Here is a 15,300-nt window from a genome sequence, read left to right on the forward strand (position 1 = left end):
CTGAACCCGGTTCATTGGTAGGTGATCAGATCGGGGACGGGAGCGAGATCGAGCACCTCCCATGGCTCGAAGATGTCGATGTCCTCGTCGAAGAACAGCTTGAAGCCGTTGTGCAGCGGCGGGTCCACCGCGACGATGTCGTAGGTGCCCAGCTTCTGGGCCTGCGTGCCGAAGCCGTCCATGTGGATCACGATCGCCACACCCGCCGGTTCCCGGAGCAACTCGCGGCGCGTGAGCATCCGCGCCTGGAACTGGTGAACCACCAGCATCTTCTCGGGCAACGAGTGCTCGGCGACGAGCGAGGCGAGGTAGTCGGCCACCTCATTGACCTCCGTGGCGTCGACCTGCCCGACGACGTCGCCGGGCACCTGACCGGGTCCGACGTTCCACTCCGGGTCGAGGGCCACGTGGACGTTCGGCTCACGGAGGAACGACTCGTATCGACGAAGCTCGCTCAGGAAGTCGCCCTGGCCCGGTTGGATGTCGAGGATCAACAGCAACCCGTGCTCGGTGGCCGCGTCGAGATAGCGCTGGACGTGTTCGGCGCTGGACGGGGATCGATAGAGGCCGGCGTCGCCGGGCGAGCTGGTCGCGATGGTGGCGATCAACTCGAATGCTCCCTGCACCGGCCGGTCACCGGCACCGTACGGCTCGGCGATGGCCGCCAGACGATCGGCGGCCTCGTCCGGGGGCTGCTCGCCCAGGACCCCCAGCCGCGCATCGGTGTCGTTGCCGTAGAGCGCGACCAGTCGGCGGCTCGGAAACAGCGGTTCGGGCGACGGGCAGGTCTGCGACGTCGTCGCGGGCTCGCCGGCGATCCATCCGACGACGTCGACGACGAGATCGGTCGCACCGTGATTGAAGATGCAGGTACGACCGGCCTGGTCGATCGGTGCGATGACCGCATTCGCGACGGTGTCGCCCGCGCCGTAGTTGACAGCTGACGTGACGGGTCGGTCGCCGACGTGCACGGTCAGGAAGCCCGGTTGGCGGGCGCCGACCGCGGTCACGCTGAGGATCGCCGCCGAGGCGTCGGCGGGAACGCCGGCTCTCCCCACCACCTGGACGGCGGTCGACGAGTGCGGCCCACGAACACCGACGCCGGAGGACGCGCCGTCGACCGTGGCTCCGCCCGGGCGCGAGTCGACGAGTCGACCCGAGGAGGGCAGCATCTCCGCCGCTTCGAGCGTTCCCATCAGATCGACGACGAGGTGTGTCGAACCCACGGTCGCGATGCAGATGTCCCCGGCGGCGTCTGGCTCGACGAATGCGGCGACGGCGATCGTGTCGCCGGCAGCGAAGTTCAGGGTGGACGCCGGCTCCGACCTCGCCCCGCAGCGATGCACGGCGAGGTAGCCCGGGGTGGTGGCGTCCACCGCGGCGATCGAGACGATGAGCGGCCCGGTCGGGAGCGTGGTCCGGCCGGTCACCGGTACGCGGAGGATGTCGCCGGTCGCGACCGGGCCGATCGAACTCATCCTGCCGTCGACCGTTCGGCCGCCGGCTCGCGAATCGACCAGGCGGATCGGGACACCTTGGTCCTCGAACTCCTCGTCGGTCAGCAGGTGGGTGAGATCGACGACCAGGTGCGTGGTCGTGAGCACGTAGATGCACGCCCGACCCCGATCGTCGAGCGGTGCCACGGCCAGGACGGCGACGACCTCGCCCGCCCCGTAGTTGAGGTTCGAGGTGTCGGGTCGTGCCGTCCCGCATTCGAACACGACGGCGTGGCCGGGACCGCTGGCATCGACTGCGATCAGGTTGAGGACAGCCGCAGCGGGAGCCTCGATCCGGCCCGCCCGGTCGGCGACGGCCACCTCGAGCACCGTGCCACCGCTCACCGGTCCTGTCGCCTCGAATCGCCCGTCGATCGTCGTGCCGTTCGGCCGGGTGTCGACGATCCTGCTGGTTGCGGACACCGCCGCACCGGCCGGAGCGACCGGCCGTCCGACCGACACCGCCGTGGCGAACAACGTCAACACGATGACGACGCGGGTGAAGCGCATTCGGCGGCGTCGGAGCGAGACGAGTTCCGAACGAGTTGGAGGTGCCATGTCGACGGACCTACCCGACGGTCGTCGACTTCATGCACCGCCGGTCGGTGGCGACCTGGTCGGGACGAGCGCCGATGTCGCCGACCAGTCCGACACGTCACCGGCGATCGTCGCGCGTATGGATGCGCCGAGCGACGGGGTCGCGCGTATGGATGCGCCGAGCGACGGGTAGGTGGGTACCAGGCAGATCGCGACGACAGGAGGTCCACCATGGCTCGACGACACGACGACGCCCGCCGGCATCCGGCATCACGCCCGCCGGCGACGAACATCGAAGCATGCCGTCGGCGAGCGACACCGCGACCTGCTCGGCTCCGAACAACTCGCCTCGCTCACGACGGGCAGGTCCTCGGAACGATCGGCGCGTGATGTCTCCTGAACCGGACCCCGGCACCGAGGACAGCGTCAGCGTTCGCGAGTGGGTCGAGCGACGGATGCCCGTCGCCGACCTCGCTTCGACGTCGGAACCCGAACCCGTCCTGCTCCGGCACAACGCGGTCGCGATCGCGCGTGATCCGGACGCTGCCCGATCGGTGGTGCTCGCGTGGGAACGGATCCTCCCCGAGGATCGCGCCGTCGGCTTCCTCGCCCGAGGTACCTCACCGGAACAACGGGACGTATCCGGTCGCGCCGACGCTGCGGGGGTCACGGGCCACGCCGCTGCTCGTGTCGTGCGCGGGGGTGTCCCCGGAGCCGTCCTCGGGGCGTTCGTGGTCGCCGTCGCCGTCTGGATCATGGAAGGGTCGACCACGGTGCTGATCGGGGCGTTGCTCGGCGGCGCTGCGTTCGGCTTCGTGGCCGGCGGCATGATCAGCTTCGCGACCGGCACCGGGTGGGGCGCCGCGTACCGGGACAGCTTCGTCGACGAGGAGCAGACCGACCTCCTCGTCGTGTCCATCCACTCCGACGACGAGGCACCGATCGCCGAGGCGGCTGACGCAGTCTCCGGTGTCGAGGCGGTGGAACTGTTCTTCGTCGACCGGACGGGTGGGAGTTCTCGGCTGCGTTGAGGCGACGGCCGAGACGACGTCGGCACCGATCATCGACGTCGGCGGGTGATGGTTGCGTGTCCGCCCCCCCAAACTGCGTCGAAGGCGACCGGCGACGCTCGCTGGGGCAGAACTCCGCTGGGTCAGAACACCGCTGGGCAGAACTCCGCTGGGTCAGGACTCGGTGTCCGTCGCTTCATCGACGGTCGTTGTGGGCGGCCGGCGTGCAGTCGCCAGTTCTCGGATCGTGCGACGACGTGCTCCTGACATGTCCTCGTCGCCGACCCTGGGCTCGGCGATGCGGAGCGACAGGTAGCCGATCGTGCCCACCGGGATCGGGGCCCAGAACGACAGGAGGCGCCATGCGAGTACGCCGAGGGCTGCAACCTGGCCAGGCGCTCCGAGCGCGACGAGCATCGGGATCAGTACCGCCTCCACGATGCCGAGCCCACGAGGTGTGATCGGCACGGCGGCGATCACGTTGACGACGCCGAACGCGATGAAGATCGCGAGCGGGCTGCCCGACCACCCGAACGCACCGAGCATGATCCACAGCGCGGCAGCTTCGGCGAGCCAATGCGCTGCGGCCCAGCCGCCGACATGGAGAGCGAGTGGGCGGTCGGACACGAGTTCTCGCACCTGTTGCACGAAGCGATCGACCGGCGGCCCGACCTCGTCTTTCTCGACGCCGGGGATCGCTCCGGCGATCCGGGTGATCGTGTCCACGAGCCGAGCTGCCGACCGCGTCACGGCGGCGGTCAGGAGACCGACGGCACCGAGGGCGACGGCGCCAACCGTCGCGGCGACACCGAAGTTCGCGTGAAACCCGTTCATCGGGATCCACACGGCGAGCGCCGATCCGAGGGCCACATTGAGCACGACGGACGATCCCACGCCCCGGACGGCCACGGCGAAGCCGGCCGAGGTCCCATCGACACCGGAGTCGGTCAGGAGTCGGTACCCCAGTGCCGTCCCGGCAGCCGTTCCACCTGGAACGGTGTGGCTGACAGCGGCAGCTGCCAACTCGATGCGCACGACGTCGAAGAGTCGGGGCGTCTCGTGCCGGGGGAGCACCGTTCGGACCATCTGGGCCTGCGCGACGAATGCTGCCACCACCAGCACTCCGGCCGCGACGACGCGCAGTGGATCGACGTCGGCGACGAGATCGAGGGCGTCTTCGGCTTCGTCGAACTGCGGCAGTACGAACCACCAGACGACCAGACCGACGACGAGCGCGGCGAACGCCCACCGCAACCCGGTGGGCAGCCATCCGAGCATACTCACCGCTCCGGGAAGGGGTGGCCACGAGGATGCATGTCCGGATGCGTACCCCCGAAGGACCGTCGCGCATGCACGGCCCGGGAGCGGTGAACACGCCGCGGTGCGCCTCGTCCGGGGTGAATACCAGTCGCCCGGCTCGGGTATGGATACCGGGAGCCGGGGATGGGACCTCGCCCTCTGGTCTCATCCCCGGAAGGCTCGCTCGCGAGCACTCGGCGAGTTCGGCGGGGCGGCTGGAGGACAGTCCTGAGGTCGACCAGGAAGCTCAGCCGGCGTTGGCGCAGCGCGGTCGCGATTTGCGCACGGCTCGCCGGACCTCGTGTGCCCGCCGGTTTCGCCCTCGATGCAGCCGGAGCGAACTGTGTCGACGACGGCGCTGCCCGCCAGGGTGGTGATGTGCGTCGCACGGATACCGAAAGCCGGGCGATCATCGTGATCCGGCTGGTCGGCGTGACGACCAGCCTGCTGTGAGCCACGGCGACCCGCTGCGCCGAACCCCGGGCTGTCAGACGATCAGGCGCTGCCAGCCGGCGTACCGTTCGCGCACGGCCCCGAGCGGTACTGCCGCAACGGCGACGGCGACGCCAGTCGACGTCACGGCGAGGGCGTAGCCGGTGTCGGTGGCGGCCGGCCAGACGAATCCGGCGACCCCGAGCCCGACCACGACGTTCAACCATCGCATCGCCCGCACCGCCTCGCCCATCGCGATGACGGCGCAGACCGTCACCGCGGCTCCCCCGATGTGGGCGACATCGGCGGCACCGCTTCGGATGTCGACGTCGAACACGGCCGGAGCGAACAGCAGCCAGATGCCGAGCGCGGTGGACACGAGGAGCCACGGCGTCGCCACGAAGCCCCACGTCGCAGCTCGCAGAGCGGCGACCGGTTCGTCCGGGAACCGGTGGACCGCCGGTGTGCGCTCATCGGGCTGGCTGTCGTCACCGCTGCCGCCCAACCAGAAGATCGTCCAGACCGAGCCGTTCCGGTCGCCGCGACGCGCGGAGTCGCGCACGTGCTGACCCATCGCCACGACCTCGTCGATCTCGAGTGGGATCATCGGCAGCATGACTGCGGCCGCGAGGATGCACAGTGTGCACCAGTCGTGTACGACGACCGGTTGCGACATGACGAGCGCGATGTGCGCGAGTCCGAGTGGGATGACGAGGATCCCGAAGATCGTGACCATCCACGGCATCGTCCGCCATCGCGCCGGCCCGCCCATGTAGCCCATCAGGAACTCGAAGCTGTAGGCCACCGCTCCCATGCCGGCGTCGGAGACGGGCCACGTGTGTGACATGTCGCTGTCGAGCACGCGCCCGGTGCCCCCACCGAAACCGAAGAACGGGTCCCAGACCGTGTCGATGTAGCCGAGTTGATATGCGGCGAGGTAGCGGGACACGAGCAGCCCGACGAAGCCGAGTGCGATGAGGATCCAGCGCTGGTCCCAGCTCGACGGGTTGTAGGTCCACCCTGGCGGGCGAGGTGGCCCCATCTGCATGTAGCGCGCCATGTTCGGCATGCCCGGGACGAGGATGGTGAGCGCGATCACGCCCAACCCGATGAACGAATCGTTTGCGAAGGCTGCCGCGCTCGGCGACCAGAACACGACCGGCGCGAAGACGAGCCACACACCGACGCCGCAGGCTGCCCACCACGTGACCGGACGATTGGGGCGCAGCATCGCCCATCCGAAGCCGACCAACAGCGCGCCGCTGACGACGTCGGACCAGGTCATCAGACGAGCCCGCAGGAGATCGTGCGTCCCGTCGGAGAACCAGACGCCGCGTCCACCGCTGGGAACGGCCCAGATCCGCTCGTCGAGGTATCCCAGCGTGAATGGCGACTGGATCAACCAGATGCCGATCACGATGATCGTCCATGGGATCCAGACCGTCAGGCGGTGGTGACGTTCCAGCGGGGTTTCGTCCGAGCGTGACGCGTCGGAGCTCCCCAGGTCGCTGTCGCCCTCCACCTGGGCCATCGGACGGGTGACACCGCGACGGCTCATGCCGCCTCGTCGCCGGTCCCGGATCGTCGATCCAGCGCTCGTGAGATGGGATGCAGCACGGCCAGCGACCCCAGCGCCAGTGCGGCGACGATGAGTGCAGGCTGCCACAGCCCGAGCCCGCACGCGACTCCGATTGCCGCTGCGACCCACAGGGACGTCGCCGTGGTCAGACCCGTGACTTCGCCGCGGTGTTTCACGATCGTGCCGCCGCCGATGAAGCCGACGCCGGCCGCGACGTACGAGGCGATGCGGCTGGGATCGACCTGGATGTTCGGGTCATCGGCATCGATGAAGTCGTCGAACGAGGCGACGGACACCAGGGCGAACAGCCCTGCTCCCAGCGATAGGAGCATGTGGGTTCGAAGACCGGCCTCGTGGCCCTTGAGGTCGCGCTCGATGCCCAGCATCCCGCCGAGCAGGCACGCCAGACCCAGCCGGCCCGCCATGTGCCAGAGACCGACGTCCATCAGGGGCTCGGCTGCGCCGCTGAGTCGAGCGGCGCGAGCCTCGAACATCGCGGCCGTGGCTGCCCGTGCGGACTGCTGTTCGATGGTGGTGACGACAACTCGACTCCCTCGTTTCCTGGGGTTCCTCGCTCATGCGAACCGAGGCCGCTCAGATCCGACCGACGCGTTCCGGCCGAGTCCTTCCCGCGATGGCTCCGCCGTAAACCCCGCGCGGGAGCGAGGAGACTCAGTTGCCCAAGCGTTCGGTGCGGAAGACCTCTTCGTCGTCGACGGTGCCGACGAAAACACCGTCGAGCTCGGTCACCGACGCACCGGGCAACTCGGAGGTAGCGCCCGTCAACGTCGCGAGGCCACCGGCCTGCGTCACGCCCGTGCAGTCGACCTCCACCGCCGTGACGTCGTCGGCCGCGTCTGCTTCACATGCCAGGTCGCCGTCGAGCGGATGCCCGGCGCTCTCGAACTGTTGGGCACCCTGGGTGCTCGCGATGTTGCGGGCCGCCAGCTCGATCGTGTCCTCGGCCAGTTCGTCGGCCGCCTCGCCCACCTCGGACACGACGGATCGCGCGTCGTCTTCGATGGCGTCGCCGTCGTCGCACCCGGCCAGTGCCGCCACCAGCAGCCCGCCCGCCGCGGCGACCCGCCGGCAGCGTGTCGTGGTTCGGCTACCAGGTGGTCGGCGTGCGGACCGAACGGTGGATGTCGAGTTCCTCTGCGTTGGCTCCATGGACATCTCGTTCCCGACATCGGACGCCGGCATACGTGGTCGCGAGGTCGAACGGCTCTGTCGAACCAACTCGTCGCAGCGGGTCGTTGATCGAGATGGACGATCGAGATGGTGGATCGAGATGGCTCATCGCTCGGCTTCCAGCCCCAGCCGGCACTTGGCCTCGAACCACCAGCTCGAATTCGGCGCGAGTCGGGTGATCTGGGAGACAGCGATCAGTGTCATGACGAAGCCGGCGAACGGTACGACGATCGGCAGCCGGCCGAGGGCGGCGAATCCGAGCCCTGCGCTCATCGCTGCGAGGAGGCCCCATGTCCATGTTCTGTTCTGCAGCCTCGTTCGTAGGGTGCCCGCCTGCCGACGTTCACGTATCCGATCTGTGATCTCGTCGAAGCGCCGACGTTCGTCGTCGGTCAGGGGCGGGGAGCAGTGTTCCCCACGAGGGTCGAACGGTCTGCCAGAGCGGCGAGGGTGACCCGGCTCGTCATGCCGATCCACGGCCGCTCCCGATGGTCGAGTCGGTGACATCCACGGACGATGACTACCCGCTCTGCGCAACTGCCAGACGCGTGAGGTGACATCGAGACGATCGTGTCGCAGATGGTGGCCCGGCGCGTGTCGTCGGATGCAGCGCTCATCGGTCGGGGGGCCAGCAACGTGGCCACAAGCGGCAGGAGCGGCGCATTGTGTACCGGAGTTTCGGGTAGGTGACGTGACGATGACCGCGCTCGACGACATGCTTCGGATCGGCCAGCACATTTGGCTGGATGACATCTCGACGACGATCCTCGACGACGGCACGCTGGAACGCCTCCGCGACGAGTGTGGGGTGACCGGCGTGACCGCCAACCCGACGATCTTCGATCGGGCGATTGCCGAGGGCGCATACGACGAGTTCATCGTCGACGCCGAGGGCGACGACCACGAGGTGTTCTGGAATCTTGCGGTACGCGACGTGGGTCGGGCCGCGGACCTGTTCGCAGCGATCAACCGGTCGTCCGGTGGTCGGACCGGCTATGTGTCGATCGAGCTCTCGCCGCGTCTGGCACGGTCCGCAGTCGACTCGGTCCGCCAGGGCGTCGAACTCAGTGACCGAATCGCCCGCGACAACGTGATGATCAAGGTGCCGGGCACGGCGGAGGGCATCGACGCGATCGAGGAACTCACGTTCCGAGGCATCAACGTGAACGTCACCCTGCTGTTCGGGATCAGCCAGTGGCAAGCGGCGCGACGGGCCTACGAGCGTGGCATGCACCGACGTCGCCAAGACGGTCGCTCGATGGGCGTCACGTCGGTGGCCTCGTTCTTTCTGTCACGCATCGACGCTGCTCTCGACGGTGACCTGCCCGACGAGCTCCGCCATCGCGCCGCCGTACTGTCGGCTGCGGCGGTCCAGGCGGAGTGGCGGGACGCGAACGAACGTCGGGAGTGGCGCCAACTCGCCGATGACGGCGCACTCCCCCAACAGTTGCTGTGGGCGAGCACGTCGCCGAAGACGGACGACCTCGCCGAGACCGACTACGTCGCCCAACTCGTCGCCCCCGACAGCGTTGCGACCCTCAAACGGGAGACGCTCGATACCGCGTGTGGCCTCGAGCGCCTGGACATCAGCCGCCTCGATGATCTCGATCGCACGTCGATCATGGAGACGCTCAGCACGATCGAGCGCCGAACCCGTCCACTTGTCGAAGTCGCCGACGAACTCCAGCGCGACGGCCTCCGGAAGTTCACCGACTCGTTCGACTCCCTCCTCTCCACGATTCGCGAGGTTCGTCGCCAGCGGTGACCCTCGCCTCCACGTGTAGGAGCTGCATCGAACAGGCCGCACGTCCCCCATTCGTTCTCAGGCCGAGATGTCGCGCCGCGTGAAGGTGGCGGTGGCCGCAACGATGCTGACCAGCAGCCAAGCGAGCAGCACCACGACCGCCTGCGTCGCGCCGACGAGATCCGAGACGCCGGGCGCTCCTTCGGCGGTTTCGGCGAAGCTTCCCGCGAGCGAACCGGCGTTGGTGCCCGGAAGGACCTTCGCCGCTGCCTCGATCAACTCGGACTCGGCAGCGAAGTTGCGCAGCAGGAGCTCGACCACGAAGAGGTAGACCAATCCGGCGCCGATGACCGTGCCGCCACTACGGGCGATGATTCCGCCTGCCAGTCCGATCCCGGCGCCGACCGCAAGGATCAGCCACGCCGCCGCCAGGCCCCGCACCAGCTCGACGGCGGGTGGTGGCGAGGCGGAGGCCCCCTCGATGGCGGCGATGGTCAGCGCGCTCGCGGCCCCGGCGACGAACGCGGCGACCGCGAGCAACACGACGGAAACGACGAGGGTCAATGCCTTTGCCGCGATCATGGTCGTACGCCCACGACCCCAGAGCGCCAGCGACCGGATCGTCCGCCACTGGTACTCGTTGCCCGAGCTCAACGCGCCGAGCACGAGCGCCAGAGCCAGATAGAACAGGGGGAACCCGCTGATCGCGTTCTCCACGAGGCGTTCCGGGAGGAGCAACTCGAGCGGTACGGAATATCCCTCCCCGGGTTCCGCTTCGGCACCGTTGTTCCCGGCGGCCGAGCCGTCGGTCCCGGGCCCGACGAGGTACGGGATGAGGTATCCGAACACGATCGCCATCACCGCTGCGGCGACGGTCGCCCACCACATCGCCGGTCGACGGAGCAGCTTGCCGAACTCGAACCGGACTGCCTGCTTCACGTGGACGTCAACTCCATGTAGGACTCTTCGAGACTGCGCCGGCGCTCGGAGATTGCGAACACATCCACACCCGCCGCCACCAGCGACCGCGTGATCTCCGGTGCTTGATGCGGTGAGGCGAGGATGACCAGCTCATCGCCGTTCCCGTCGTGTCGTACGTCGACGCCGAGTTCGGCGAGTGCGCGCACCGCCATGTCGACCTGGGCCACACGCGCCACGAGTTCGTCGCCATCGCGGCGGCGCAGCTCGTCGAGATCGCCTTGGAACACGAGTTCCCCGTTGCTGAGCACCGCGACTCGGTCGCACACGCGTTCGATCTCGGTGAGCATGTGACTCGAGACGACGATCGTCCGACCCTGGGCACCGAGTTCTCCGAGCAGCTCGCGGATCTCGACGACGCCCGACGGGTCGAGCCCGGCGCTCGGTTCGTCGAGGAGCAACAACTCGGGATCGTGGATGAGCGAGCAGGCGACTCCCAGCCGTTGGCGCATGCCCGTCGAATAGCCGCCCGCAACCCGGTCGGCTGCCTCCCCGAGCCCCACGACGTCGAGCTGGCGGGTGACGGCCTCGTCGTCGGCGCCGACGAGCCGACCGAGCATGCTGAGGTTCCGTCGGCCCGAGAGGTAGGGGTAGAGCGCCGGTTCCTCGATCATCGCGCCGACGCGCGTCGGCTGGGCTCCCGGCTCGGCGCCGAGTACCACCGCCTCCCCGCTCGACGCCCTGATCAATCCGGCCAGCATCCGCATCGTCGTCGACTTGCCGGAGCCGTTCGGTCCGAGTAGGCCGAAGATCTCACCGGTGCGAACCTCGAGGTCGATCGACCTGACCGCAGCGTGGTCGCCGAACCGCTTCGTGAGCCCGGACGTCCGGAGAGCGACGTCTTCGCCGCCGTTGGACTCATTCGTCACGGGTGCGGGCGACATCATGGGCGTTGGGCGCAGCGGTGTCGGTCGGTGGTGGCGCGAACATCACGGAATCGGACATGCCGGACAACTACCCGAGGCGAACGTTCGACATTCGGAGCCGACACGACCGACTGCCGACGCCGTGCATCGACCGCCGGACAAGTTGCCGTTCACGGTTCGTGTCGGGTGTCGCGGTGGGTTCGGTCGTCTCGATCGAACGAGGTGCACGAGCGACGTGTCGCAAGCACGGTATTCGGGTACGAGCGACGGGGAGATCTCGTATGCGCCGTCGACACACCCCCATCAACGAGAGCGCCGACACTCGTCCGCGCTCGTTCCGAACGATCTGCCGCCGCTACACGAGCCGGATGCTCGTGGCCGTCGGTGTCGGCGTCGGCGTTCTCCTCACAGCGTTCGCCACGTGGTGGCCCCTGACCGCTGCCGTCGTCGCGGTCTTCTTCGTGGTGGCCTCGCTCGCTCGACCGTGGTGCATCGCGGTGCGCGACTCGTGACTGCAGCCGGCGCGATCGCGGCCGCTGTGCCGGCCACCCGAGCCTCCCGCTCGCAGAGTCGGACGAGCGGGTGAAACCAGCAGGGCTGGCAGATGGGCCGTCGCCGCGGCCCGTGCTCGTCCGGGTGCCGCCGGCGCCGGGATCTGTCATCACCCGCCTCCGTCGCCCGTCACGGAATTCTCGAGGGTTCAGTGCCTGTCGGTGCGACGCCAGTAGCCGGTCATCGACACGGCGGTGGCCGGCATGCGGAGTTCGTGGCGGAGGTACTTGCGCACGGCGGTGATCTGCCGGGACTCGGCGGCGCCGAATGCGACGAGTTCCGCTCCGTCGGTGACCGTGGCGCGCACCTCGTCGAGGAGCCGGGCCCCGGTGCCGGGCGCGGCTCCGCCGCGGTGCAGCCACGTGACGTCGACATCGCTGCGGGTGAAGGTGATTTCGTGGTCGGCGTCGATCGTCTCGGCGATCACTCGTACGGGGGCGGTGGGTGGTAGCTCGTCGATCAGCGCGGCAACGGCGGCCAGACCGCTCTCGTCGACGACGAATAGGTGCGGTCGTGCGTCGTGGGTCGCACCGAAGCCCTCGCGAGGCCCCCAACATGCGACGCGGTCGCCGACCTGGCAACGGGCCGCCCACCCGCCGACGCCGCCCTCGTGTCGGTGCAGCACCGCCCAGAGCGTCAGTCGATGCCGGCCGGGGTCCCACGCTCGCACGGTGTAGTACGCCGCGAGCGGAGCGGTGTCGGGGTCGGCGTCCCGGAGGTCGACCATCGAGTAGCCGTCGGGGATCTCCGGACCGCCCCGTCGCGGCACCATGAGGTACACGAACTGGTCGCCGCCGACGGAGGGGAAGTCGCTCAACCCGCCGGCGAGCACGATCTCGCGCAGGTTCGGAGTCAGGTCGCGAACCTCGACGACCCCGGTCACGAACGTGGCGAGACCCGCCACCGCGGCCAGCTCGCGTTCCACGCTGGTCAGCGGGACCGCGGTGCCGGCCGCGGCTCGGGCCCGGGTGATCGTCGCCATGACCTGGGCGCGAACGTCGTCCACCGTGGTCGCAACCGCCTCGAAACCGATCTGCGACCGCGACCGCCGTCCGTCGACGACCACGTCGAGATCGATCCCGGCAGCATCGACGGCGACGATCTCGGCATCGACGACGGCCGCCCAGCCGCCCAGGTGTCGGGCGACGAACAGCACGGTGTCGGCATGGTTGGCGTTGAAGTGCTCGATCGTGAGGTCGAGCGCAGCGGCAACGTCCGGTGCCAGCGCGGTCACCCGGTCACCGCCCGGGTCACGCTCGCCGGCTCGAACGGCCGGCAGGCACACGGCAGCCGAACGCCGATGACGAGCGTCGTCCCGCTCCCGTCGCACATCGAGCAGGTCACGACCCCGAACGCTCGTTCCGCGACCGAGCCCCACGGGAGCGGGTCCACCATCACGACGGGCAGGCGTTGCGGGCCGAGGCCATGAACGTGCAGAACTCGTCGCGCCCGACGGTCCACACGCCGTCGACGCGTGCCATCTCACCGTCGAGGGCGGTGTAGGCGGTGGCGTCGCCGAACAGCACGTCGTACGTCACGGTCGCGACGTCACCGTCGACGCGGACAGCGGTCGGCGCGAGGCCGATGCCGCCCATCGCCTCGCCGGCTGCCGTGTACGACTCGACGGTCGCGCGGAGTTCGTCGGACGACTCCAGGTACGGCGCCTTGACGTCGAACCCGATCGTCGAATCGAACACGGTCGACCAGGCGGCGGCGGCGGCCTGCTCGTCGTCGTCGAGCACGCCGTCGTCCGGGTCGTCGAGTGCGATCGCCGATGGCACGACGGTGGTCGGGTCACCGTCGACGGCGAGGGCCAGTTCCGGCACGAGTTCGTCGATCACGAACTCGAGGCTGAGCGGACTGGCGTGCGAGAACGCGCCGCTCAACAGCGGGTCGGCGACGACCTCACGACCCTCGGTGTAGGCGGTCAGCGTCGGCCGCAACGGCATCGCCCGGACGGCCGCGTAGCCCGACTCGTCACCGAGGATCCAGATCAGCGTGTCGACGTCGAGCGTCGCCAGCTCCTCCTGACTGACGCTGAAGTAGAAGCTGTCGCCTGCGAGCTGGTCGAACTCGGGCGGGATGACGAATCCGAGTTCGGCCATCACCTGGCTCCGGATGTCGTTCGACGAGTATGCGCCCGGCAGTTCCTCGAAGGTGAACGCCACCGCCGTGGTGGCTCCCTCGAACTCCGGGTGGGCGGCGCGGGCGTCGGCGAAACGCTGTTCGGTCTCGGCGAGGACGGCCTCAGCCTCGGCGGTACGCCCGAGCGCCCGACCGGTGACCGCGAGCTGCTCCCGCCACGGCGTGCCGTAGTCGGGGAACTCCCCCGGCTGGGCGATCGTCGGCGCGATCGTCGACAGCGTAGCGTAGTCGCTGTCGCTCATGCCCGACGCGATACCGAGGATGATGTCGGGCCGCATCGCTGCGATCTGCTCGAAGTTGAGCTCGGCGGCGGCGATGACCTCGGGCTCGGCGTCGCCGAGTTCGTCCTGCGCCCACGGCCAGGTCGCGAACGGTTGGTCGCCGTACCAGTCGCGCACCCCGATCGGCGTCACGCCGAGGGCGAGGATGCCGTCGTGCTCCGCGAACCCGATCGACACGACGCGCTCGGGGTCGGCGTCGATCGTCGTCTCGCCGTACTTGTGCTCGATCGTCACGGGGAAGGCGGCCGCCGCCTCCTCGCTCTCGTCGTCGCCGGGCGCCGTCGATTCGGACGACTCGGACGACTCGGACATGTCGGCCGAGTCACTCGATTCGGCGGGCTCGTCCGGCTGTTCCTCGGCGCTCGCGGCGGGGTCGGTCGCCGTCTCGGTCGGTGCCGTGTCGGTGACGGTGTCGTCGCCGCCACACGCAGCGACGAACGCTGCTGCGACGACGACCGAGATCAGGCGGTGGCTGGTGACTCTCACGTGGGTGTTCTCCTGTGTCGGGGGTGATGATCTGGTGGTTCAGTGCTGCGGTTGCCCGGTGGTGTCGGCGATCAGCTCGTCGACGAGGCAGGTGGCGACGAGCCAGGCGGCGGTGGCATCGAGGGCCGACTCACGATCGGGCCGTCGATCGCGAATCCGCACGGCGCAGAGTCCGAGAGCGGGGTCGGGCTTGACCGTCACCGCGATCGACGGGCCGCCGATCGCAGCGTCGTCGGCCGGGCGCCGTCGGACGATCTCGACGATCGCGTCGTCGGGGAGCGAGGTGACGAACCATCGCTCGTCGTCGTCGGTGGAGGACTGGAAGAGGCCGGCGCCGAGGTGCACGAGTCCGCCGACGAGCTCGATGTGTCGTACCGACCGGGTCGCGGTGTCGGCGGCCGCGCTGTGCGCGAGCAGCACCGAACGCAGCCGGCAGGGGGCGATGGTGGCGCCGAGGCAGCTGTGCGACACGAGGATCCGTGCCCCGCTCGCCATCACCAGCCGCAACGAGACGCCGGGGACGGTGTGGGCGAGGCACGTTGCCTCGCGGAGGCGGGTCAGACGGCGTCGGGTGGCGCTGTCGTGAGCGCTCGGATGGTCGTCCCGGTGACGGTCGCCGTCGTACATGGCCGGTGACCATACATGTTAAGGATACCTAACGCAATACGGTAGGGGTCGCGACTACGTGTGCCGCGGTCGGTGTC

General features: G+C 69.1%; 16 protein-coding genes. 5 read left to right on the plus strand and 11 right to left on the minus strand.

From position 1 onward, the window contains the following. Nucleotides 1–11: 11 nt before the first annotated feature. Entirely contained in the window at nucleotides 12–2,054 is a 2,043-nt protein-coding gene (locus tag R8G01_17440) for a hypothetical protein (GenBank protein MDW3215784.1), read from the minus strand. Between R8G01_17440 and R8G01_17445 the strand changes: the two genes are divergently transcribed. Beyond that, a complete protein-coding gene (locus R8G01_17445) occupies nucleotides 2,053–2,226 on the plus strand; it encodes a hypothetical protein (GenBank protein ID MDW3215785.1) in 174 nt (57 codons plus the stop codon). The genes R8G01_17440 and R8G01_17445 overlap by 2 nt on opposite strands. A 196-nt stretch (nucleotides 2,227–2,422) precedes the next feature. After that, nucleotides 2,423–3,064, plus strand: a complete 642-nt coding sequence (locus R8G01_17450; GenBank protein ID MDW3215786.1) for a hypothetical protein — start codon at nucleotides 2,423–2,425, stop codon at nucleotides 3,062–3,064. 153 nt (nucleotides 3,065–3,217) lie between these two features. Here the strand turns inward: R8G01_17450 and R8G01_17455 are convergent, their stop codons facing one another. Then, nucleotides 3,218–4,321 (minus strand): lysylphosphatidylglycerol synthase transmembrane domain-containing protein, encoded by a 1,104-nt coding sequence (locus tag R8G01_17455; protein MDW3215787.1) that lies wholly within the window; start codon nucleotides 4,319–4,321, stop codon nucleotides 3,218–3,220. 324 nt (nucleotides 4,322–4,645) lie between these two features. Here R8G01_17455 and R8G01_17460 point away from each other — a divergent pair, with 324 nt between their 5' ends. After that, nucleotides 4,646–4,795, plus strand: coding sequence for a hypothetical protein (locus R8G01_17460; protein ID MDW3215788.1), 150 nt, complete (start codon nucleotides 4,646–4,648; stop codon nucleotides 4,793–4,795). A gap of 34 nt (nucleotides 4,796–4,829) precedes the next feature. Here R8G01_17460 and R8G01_17465 read toward each other — a convergent pair whose 3' ends face one another. The 4 genes from R8G01_17465 to R8G01_17480 form a co-directional block, all read right to left on the minus strand. Beyond that, nucleotides 4,830–6,332: a vitamin K epoxide reductase family protein gene (locus R8G01_17465; GenBank protein MDW3215789.1), complete on the minus strand. Its 1,503-nt coding sequence runs from the start codon at nucleotides 6,330–6,332 to the stop codon at nucleotides 4,830–4,832. Continuing rightward, nucleotides 6,329–6,847, minus strand: coding sequence for an MgtC/SapB family protein (locus R8G01_17470; GenBank protein MDW3215790.1), 519 nt, complete (start codon nucleotides 6,845–6,847; stop codon nucleotides 6,329–6,331). The genes R8G01_17465 and R8G01_17470 overlap by 4 nt, the downstream gene beginning before the upstream one ends. 178 nt (nucleotides 6,848–7,025) lie before the next feature. After that, nucleotides 7,026–7,412, minus strand: a complete 387-nt coding sequence (locus R8G01_17475; GenBank protein ID MDW3215791.1) for a hypothetical protein — start codon at nucleotides 7,410–7,412, stop codon at nucleotides 7,026–7,028. A 237-nt stretch (nucleotides 7,413–7,649) separates the two neighbouring features. Continuing rightward, nucleotides 7,650–7,817: a hypothetical protein gene (locus R8G01_17480; GenBank protein MDW3215792.1), complete on the minus strand. Its 168-nt coding sequence runs from the start codon at nucleotides 7,815–7,817 to the stop codon at nucleotides 7,650–7,652. 424 nt (nucleotides 7,818–8,241) lie between these two features. Between R8G01_17480 and R8G01_17485 the strand changes: the two genes are divergently transcribed. Then, nucleotides 8,242–9,309 carry a transaldolase family protein gene (locus R8G01_17485; GenBank protein ID MDW3215793.1) on the plus strand — a complete coding sequence of 356 codons (1,068 nt, stop codon included), beginning with the start codon at nucleotides 8,242–8,244 and terminating at the stop codon, nucleotides 9,307–9,309. 57 nt (nucleotides 9,310–9,366) lie between these two features. On the opposite strand, the gene R8G01_17490 is transcribed toward R8G01_17485, so the two are convergent. Both R8G01_17490 and R8G01_17495 read right to left on the minus strand, forming a co-directional pair. Further along, a complete protein-coding gene (locus R8G01_17490) occupies nucleotides 9,367–10,227 on the minus strand; it encodes an ABC transporter permease subunit (GenBank protein MDW3215794.1) in 861 nt (286 codons plus the stop codon). Then, nucleotides 10,224–11,135 carry an ABC transporter ATP-binding protein gene (locus R8G01_17495; GenBank protein MDW3215795.1) on the minus strand — a complete coding sequence of 304 codons (912 nt, stop codon included), beginning with the start codon at nucleotides 11,133–11,135 and terminating at the stop codon, nucleotides 10,224–10,226. The genes R8G01_17490 and R8G01_17495 overlap by 4 nt, the downstream gene beginning before the upstream one ends. A gap of 278 nt (nucleotides 11,136–11,413) precedes the next feature. Here R8G01_17495 and R8G01_17500 point away from each other — a divergent pair, with 278 nt between their 5' ends. Continuing rightward, nucleotides 11,414–11,644 (plus strand): hypothetical protein, encoded by a 231-nt coding sequence (locus R8G01_17500; protein ID MDW3215796.1) that lies wholly within the window; start codon nucleotides 11,414–11,416, stop codon nucleotides 11,642–11,644. 188 nt (nucleotides 11,645–11,832) lie between these two features. On the opposite strand, the gene R8G01_17505 is transcribed toward R8G01_17500, so the two are convergent. The 3 genes from R8G01_17505 to R8G01_17515 form a co-directional block, all read right to left on the minus strand. Continuing rightward, nucleotides 11,833–12,918, minus strand: a complete 1,086-nt coding sequence (locus R8G01_17505) for an SIP domain-containing protein (GenBank protein ID MDW3215797.1) — start codon at nucleotides 12,916–12,918, stop codon at nucleotides 11,833–11,835. Nucleotides 12,919–13,078: 160 nt separating this feature from the next. Further along, a complete protein-coding gene (locus R8G01_17510; GenBank protein MDW3215798.1) occupies nucleotides 13,079–14,596 on the minus strand; it encodes an iron-siderophore ABC transporter substrate-binding protein in 1,518 nt (505 codons plus the stop codon). Nucleotides 14,597–14,635: 39 nt separating this feature from the next. After that, nucleotides 14,636–15,223 (minus strand): hypothetical protein, encoded by a 588-nt coding sequence (locus R8G01_17515; GenBank protein ID MDW3215799.1) that lies wholly within the window; start codon nucleotides 15,221–15,223, stop codon nucleotides 14,636–14,638. Between the last annotated feature and the right edge of the window lie 77 nt (nucleotides 15,224–15,300).

Source organism: Ilumatobacteraceae bacterium (genome assembly GCA_033344875.1).
GTDB lineage: Bacteria > Actinomycetota > Acidimicrobiia > Acidimicrobiales > Ilumatobacteraceae > Ilumatobacter.

What these genes read in the sequence shown, in the direction of transcription:
- R8G01_17445 (MDW3215785.1), top strand. Translation starts at nt 2,053, where the DNA reads ATGTCGACGGACCTACCCGACGGTCGTCGACTTCATGCACCGCCGGTC.
- R8G01_17440 (MDW3215784.1), bottom strand. Translation starts at nt 2,054, where the DNA reads ATGGCACCTCCAACTCGTTCGGAACTCGTCTCGCTCCGACGCCGCCGA.
- R8G01_17450 (MDW3215786.1), top strand. Translation starts at nt 2,423, where the DNA reads ATGTCTCCTGAACCGGACCCCGGCACCGAGGACAGCGTCAGCGTTCGC.
- R8G01_17455 (MDW3215787.1), bottom strand. Translation starts at nt 4,321, where the DNA reads ATGCTCGGATGGCTGCCCACCGGGTTGCGGTGGGCGTTCGCCGCGCTC.
- R8G01_17465 (MDW3215789.1), bottom strand. Translation starts at nt 6,332, where the DNA reads ATGAGCCGTCGCGGTGTCACCCGTCCGATGGCCCAGGTGGAGGGCGAC.
- R8G01_17470 (MDW3215790.1), bottom strand. Translation starts at nt 6,847, where the DNA reads ATGTTCGAGGCTCGCGCCGCTCGACTCAGCGGCGCAGCCGAGCCCCTG.
- R8G01_17480 (MDW3215792.1), bottom strand. Translation starts at nt 7,817, where the DNA reads ATGAGCGCAGGGCTCGGATTCGCCGCCCTCGGCCGGCTGCCGATCGTC.
- R8G01_17485 (MDW3215793.1), top strand. Translation starts at nt 8,242, where the DNA reads ATGACCGCGCTCGACGACATGCTTCGGATCGGCCAGCACATTTGGCTG.
- R8G01_17500 (MDW3215796.1), top strand. Translation starts at nt 11,414, where the DNA reads ATGCGCCGTCGACACACCCCCATCAACGAGAGCGCCGACACTCGTCCG.
- R8G01_17515 (MDW3215799.1), bottom strand. Translation starts at nt 15,223, where the DNA reads ATGTACGACGGCGACCGTCACCGGGACGACCATCCGAGCGCTCACGAC.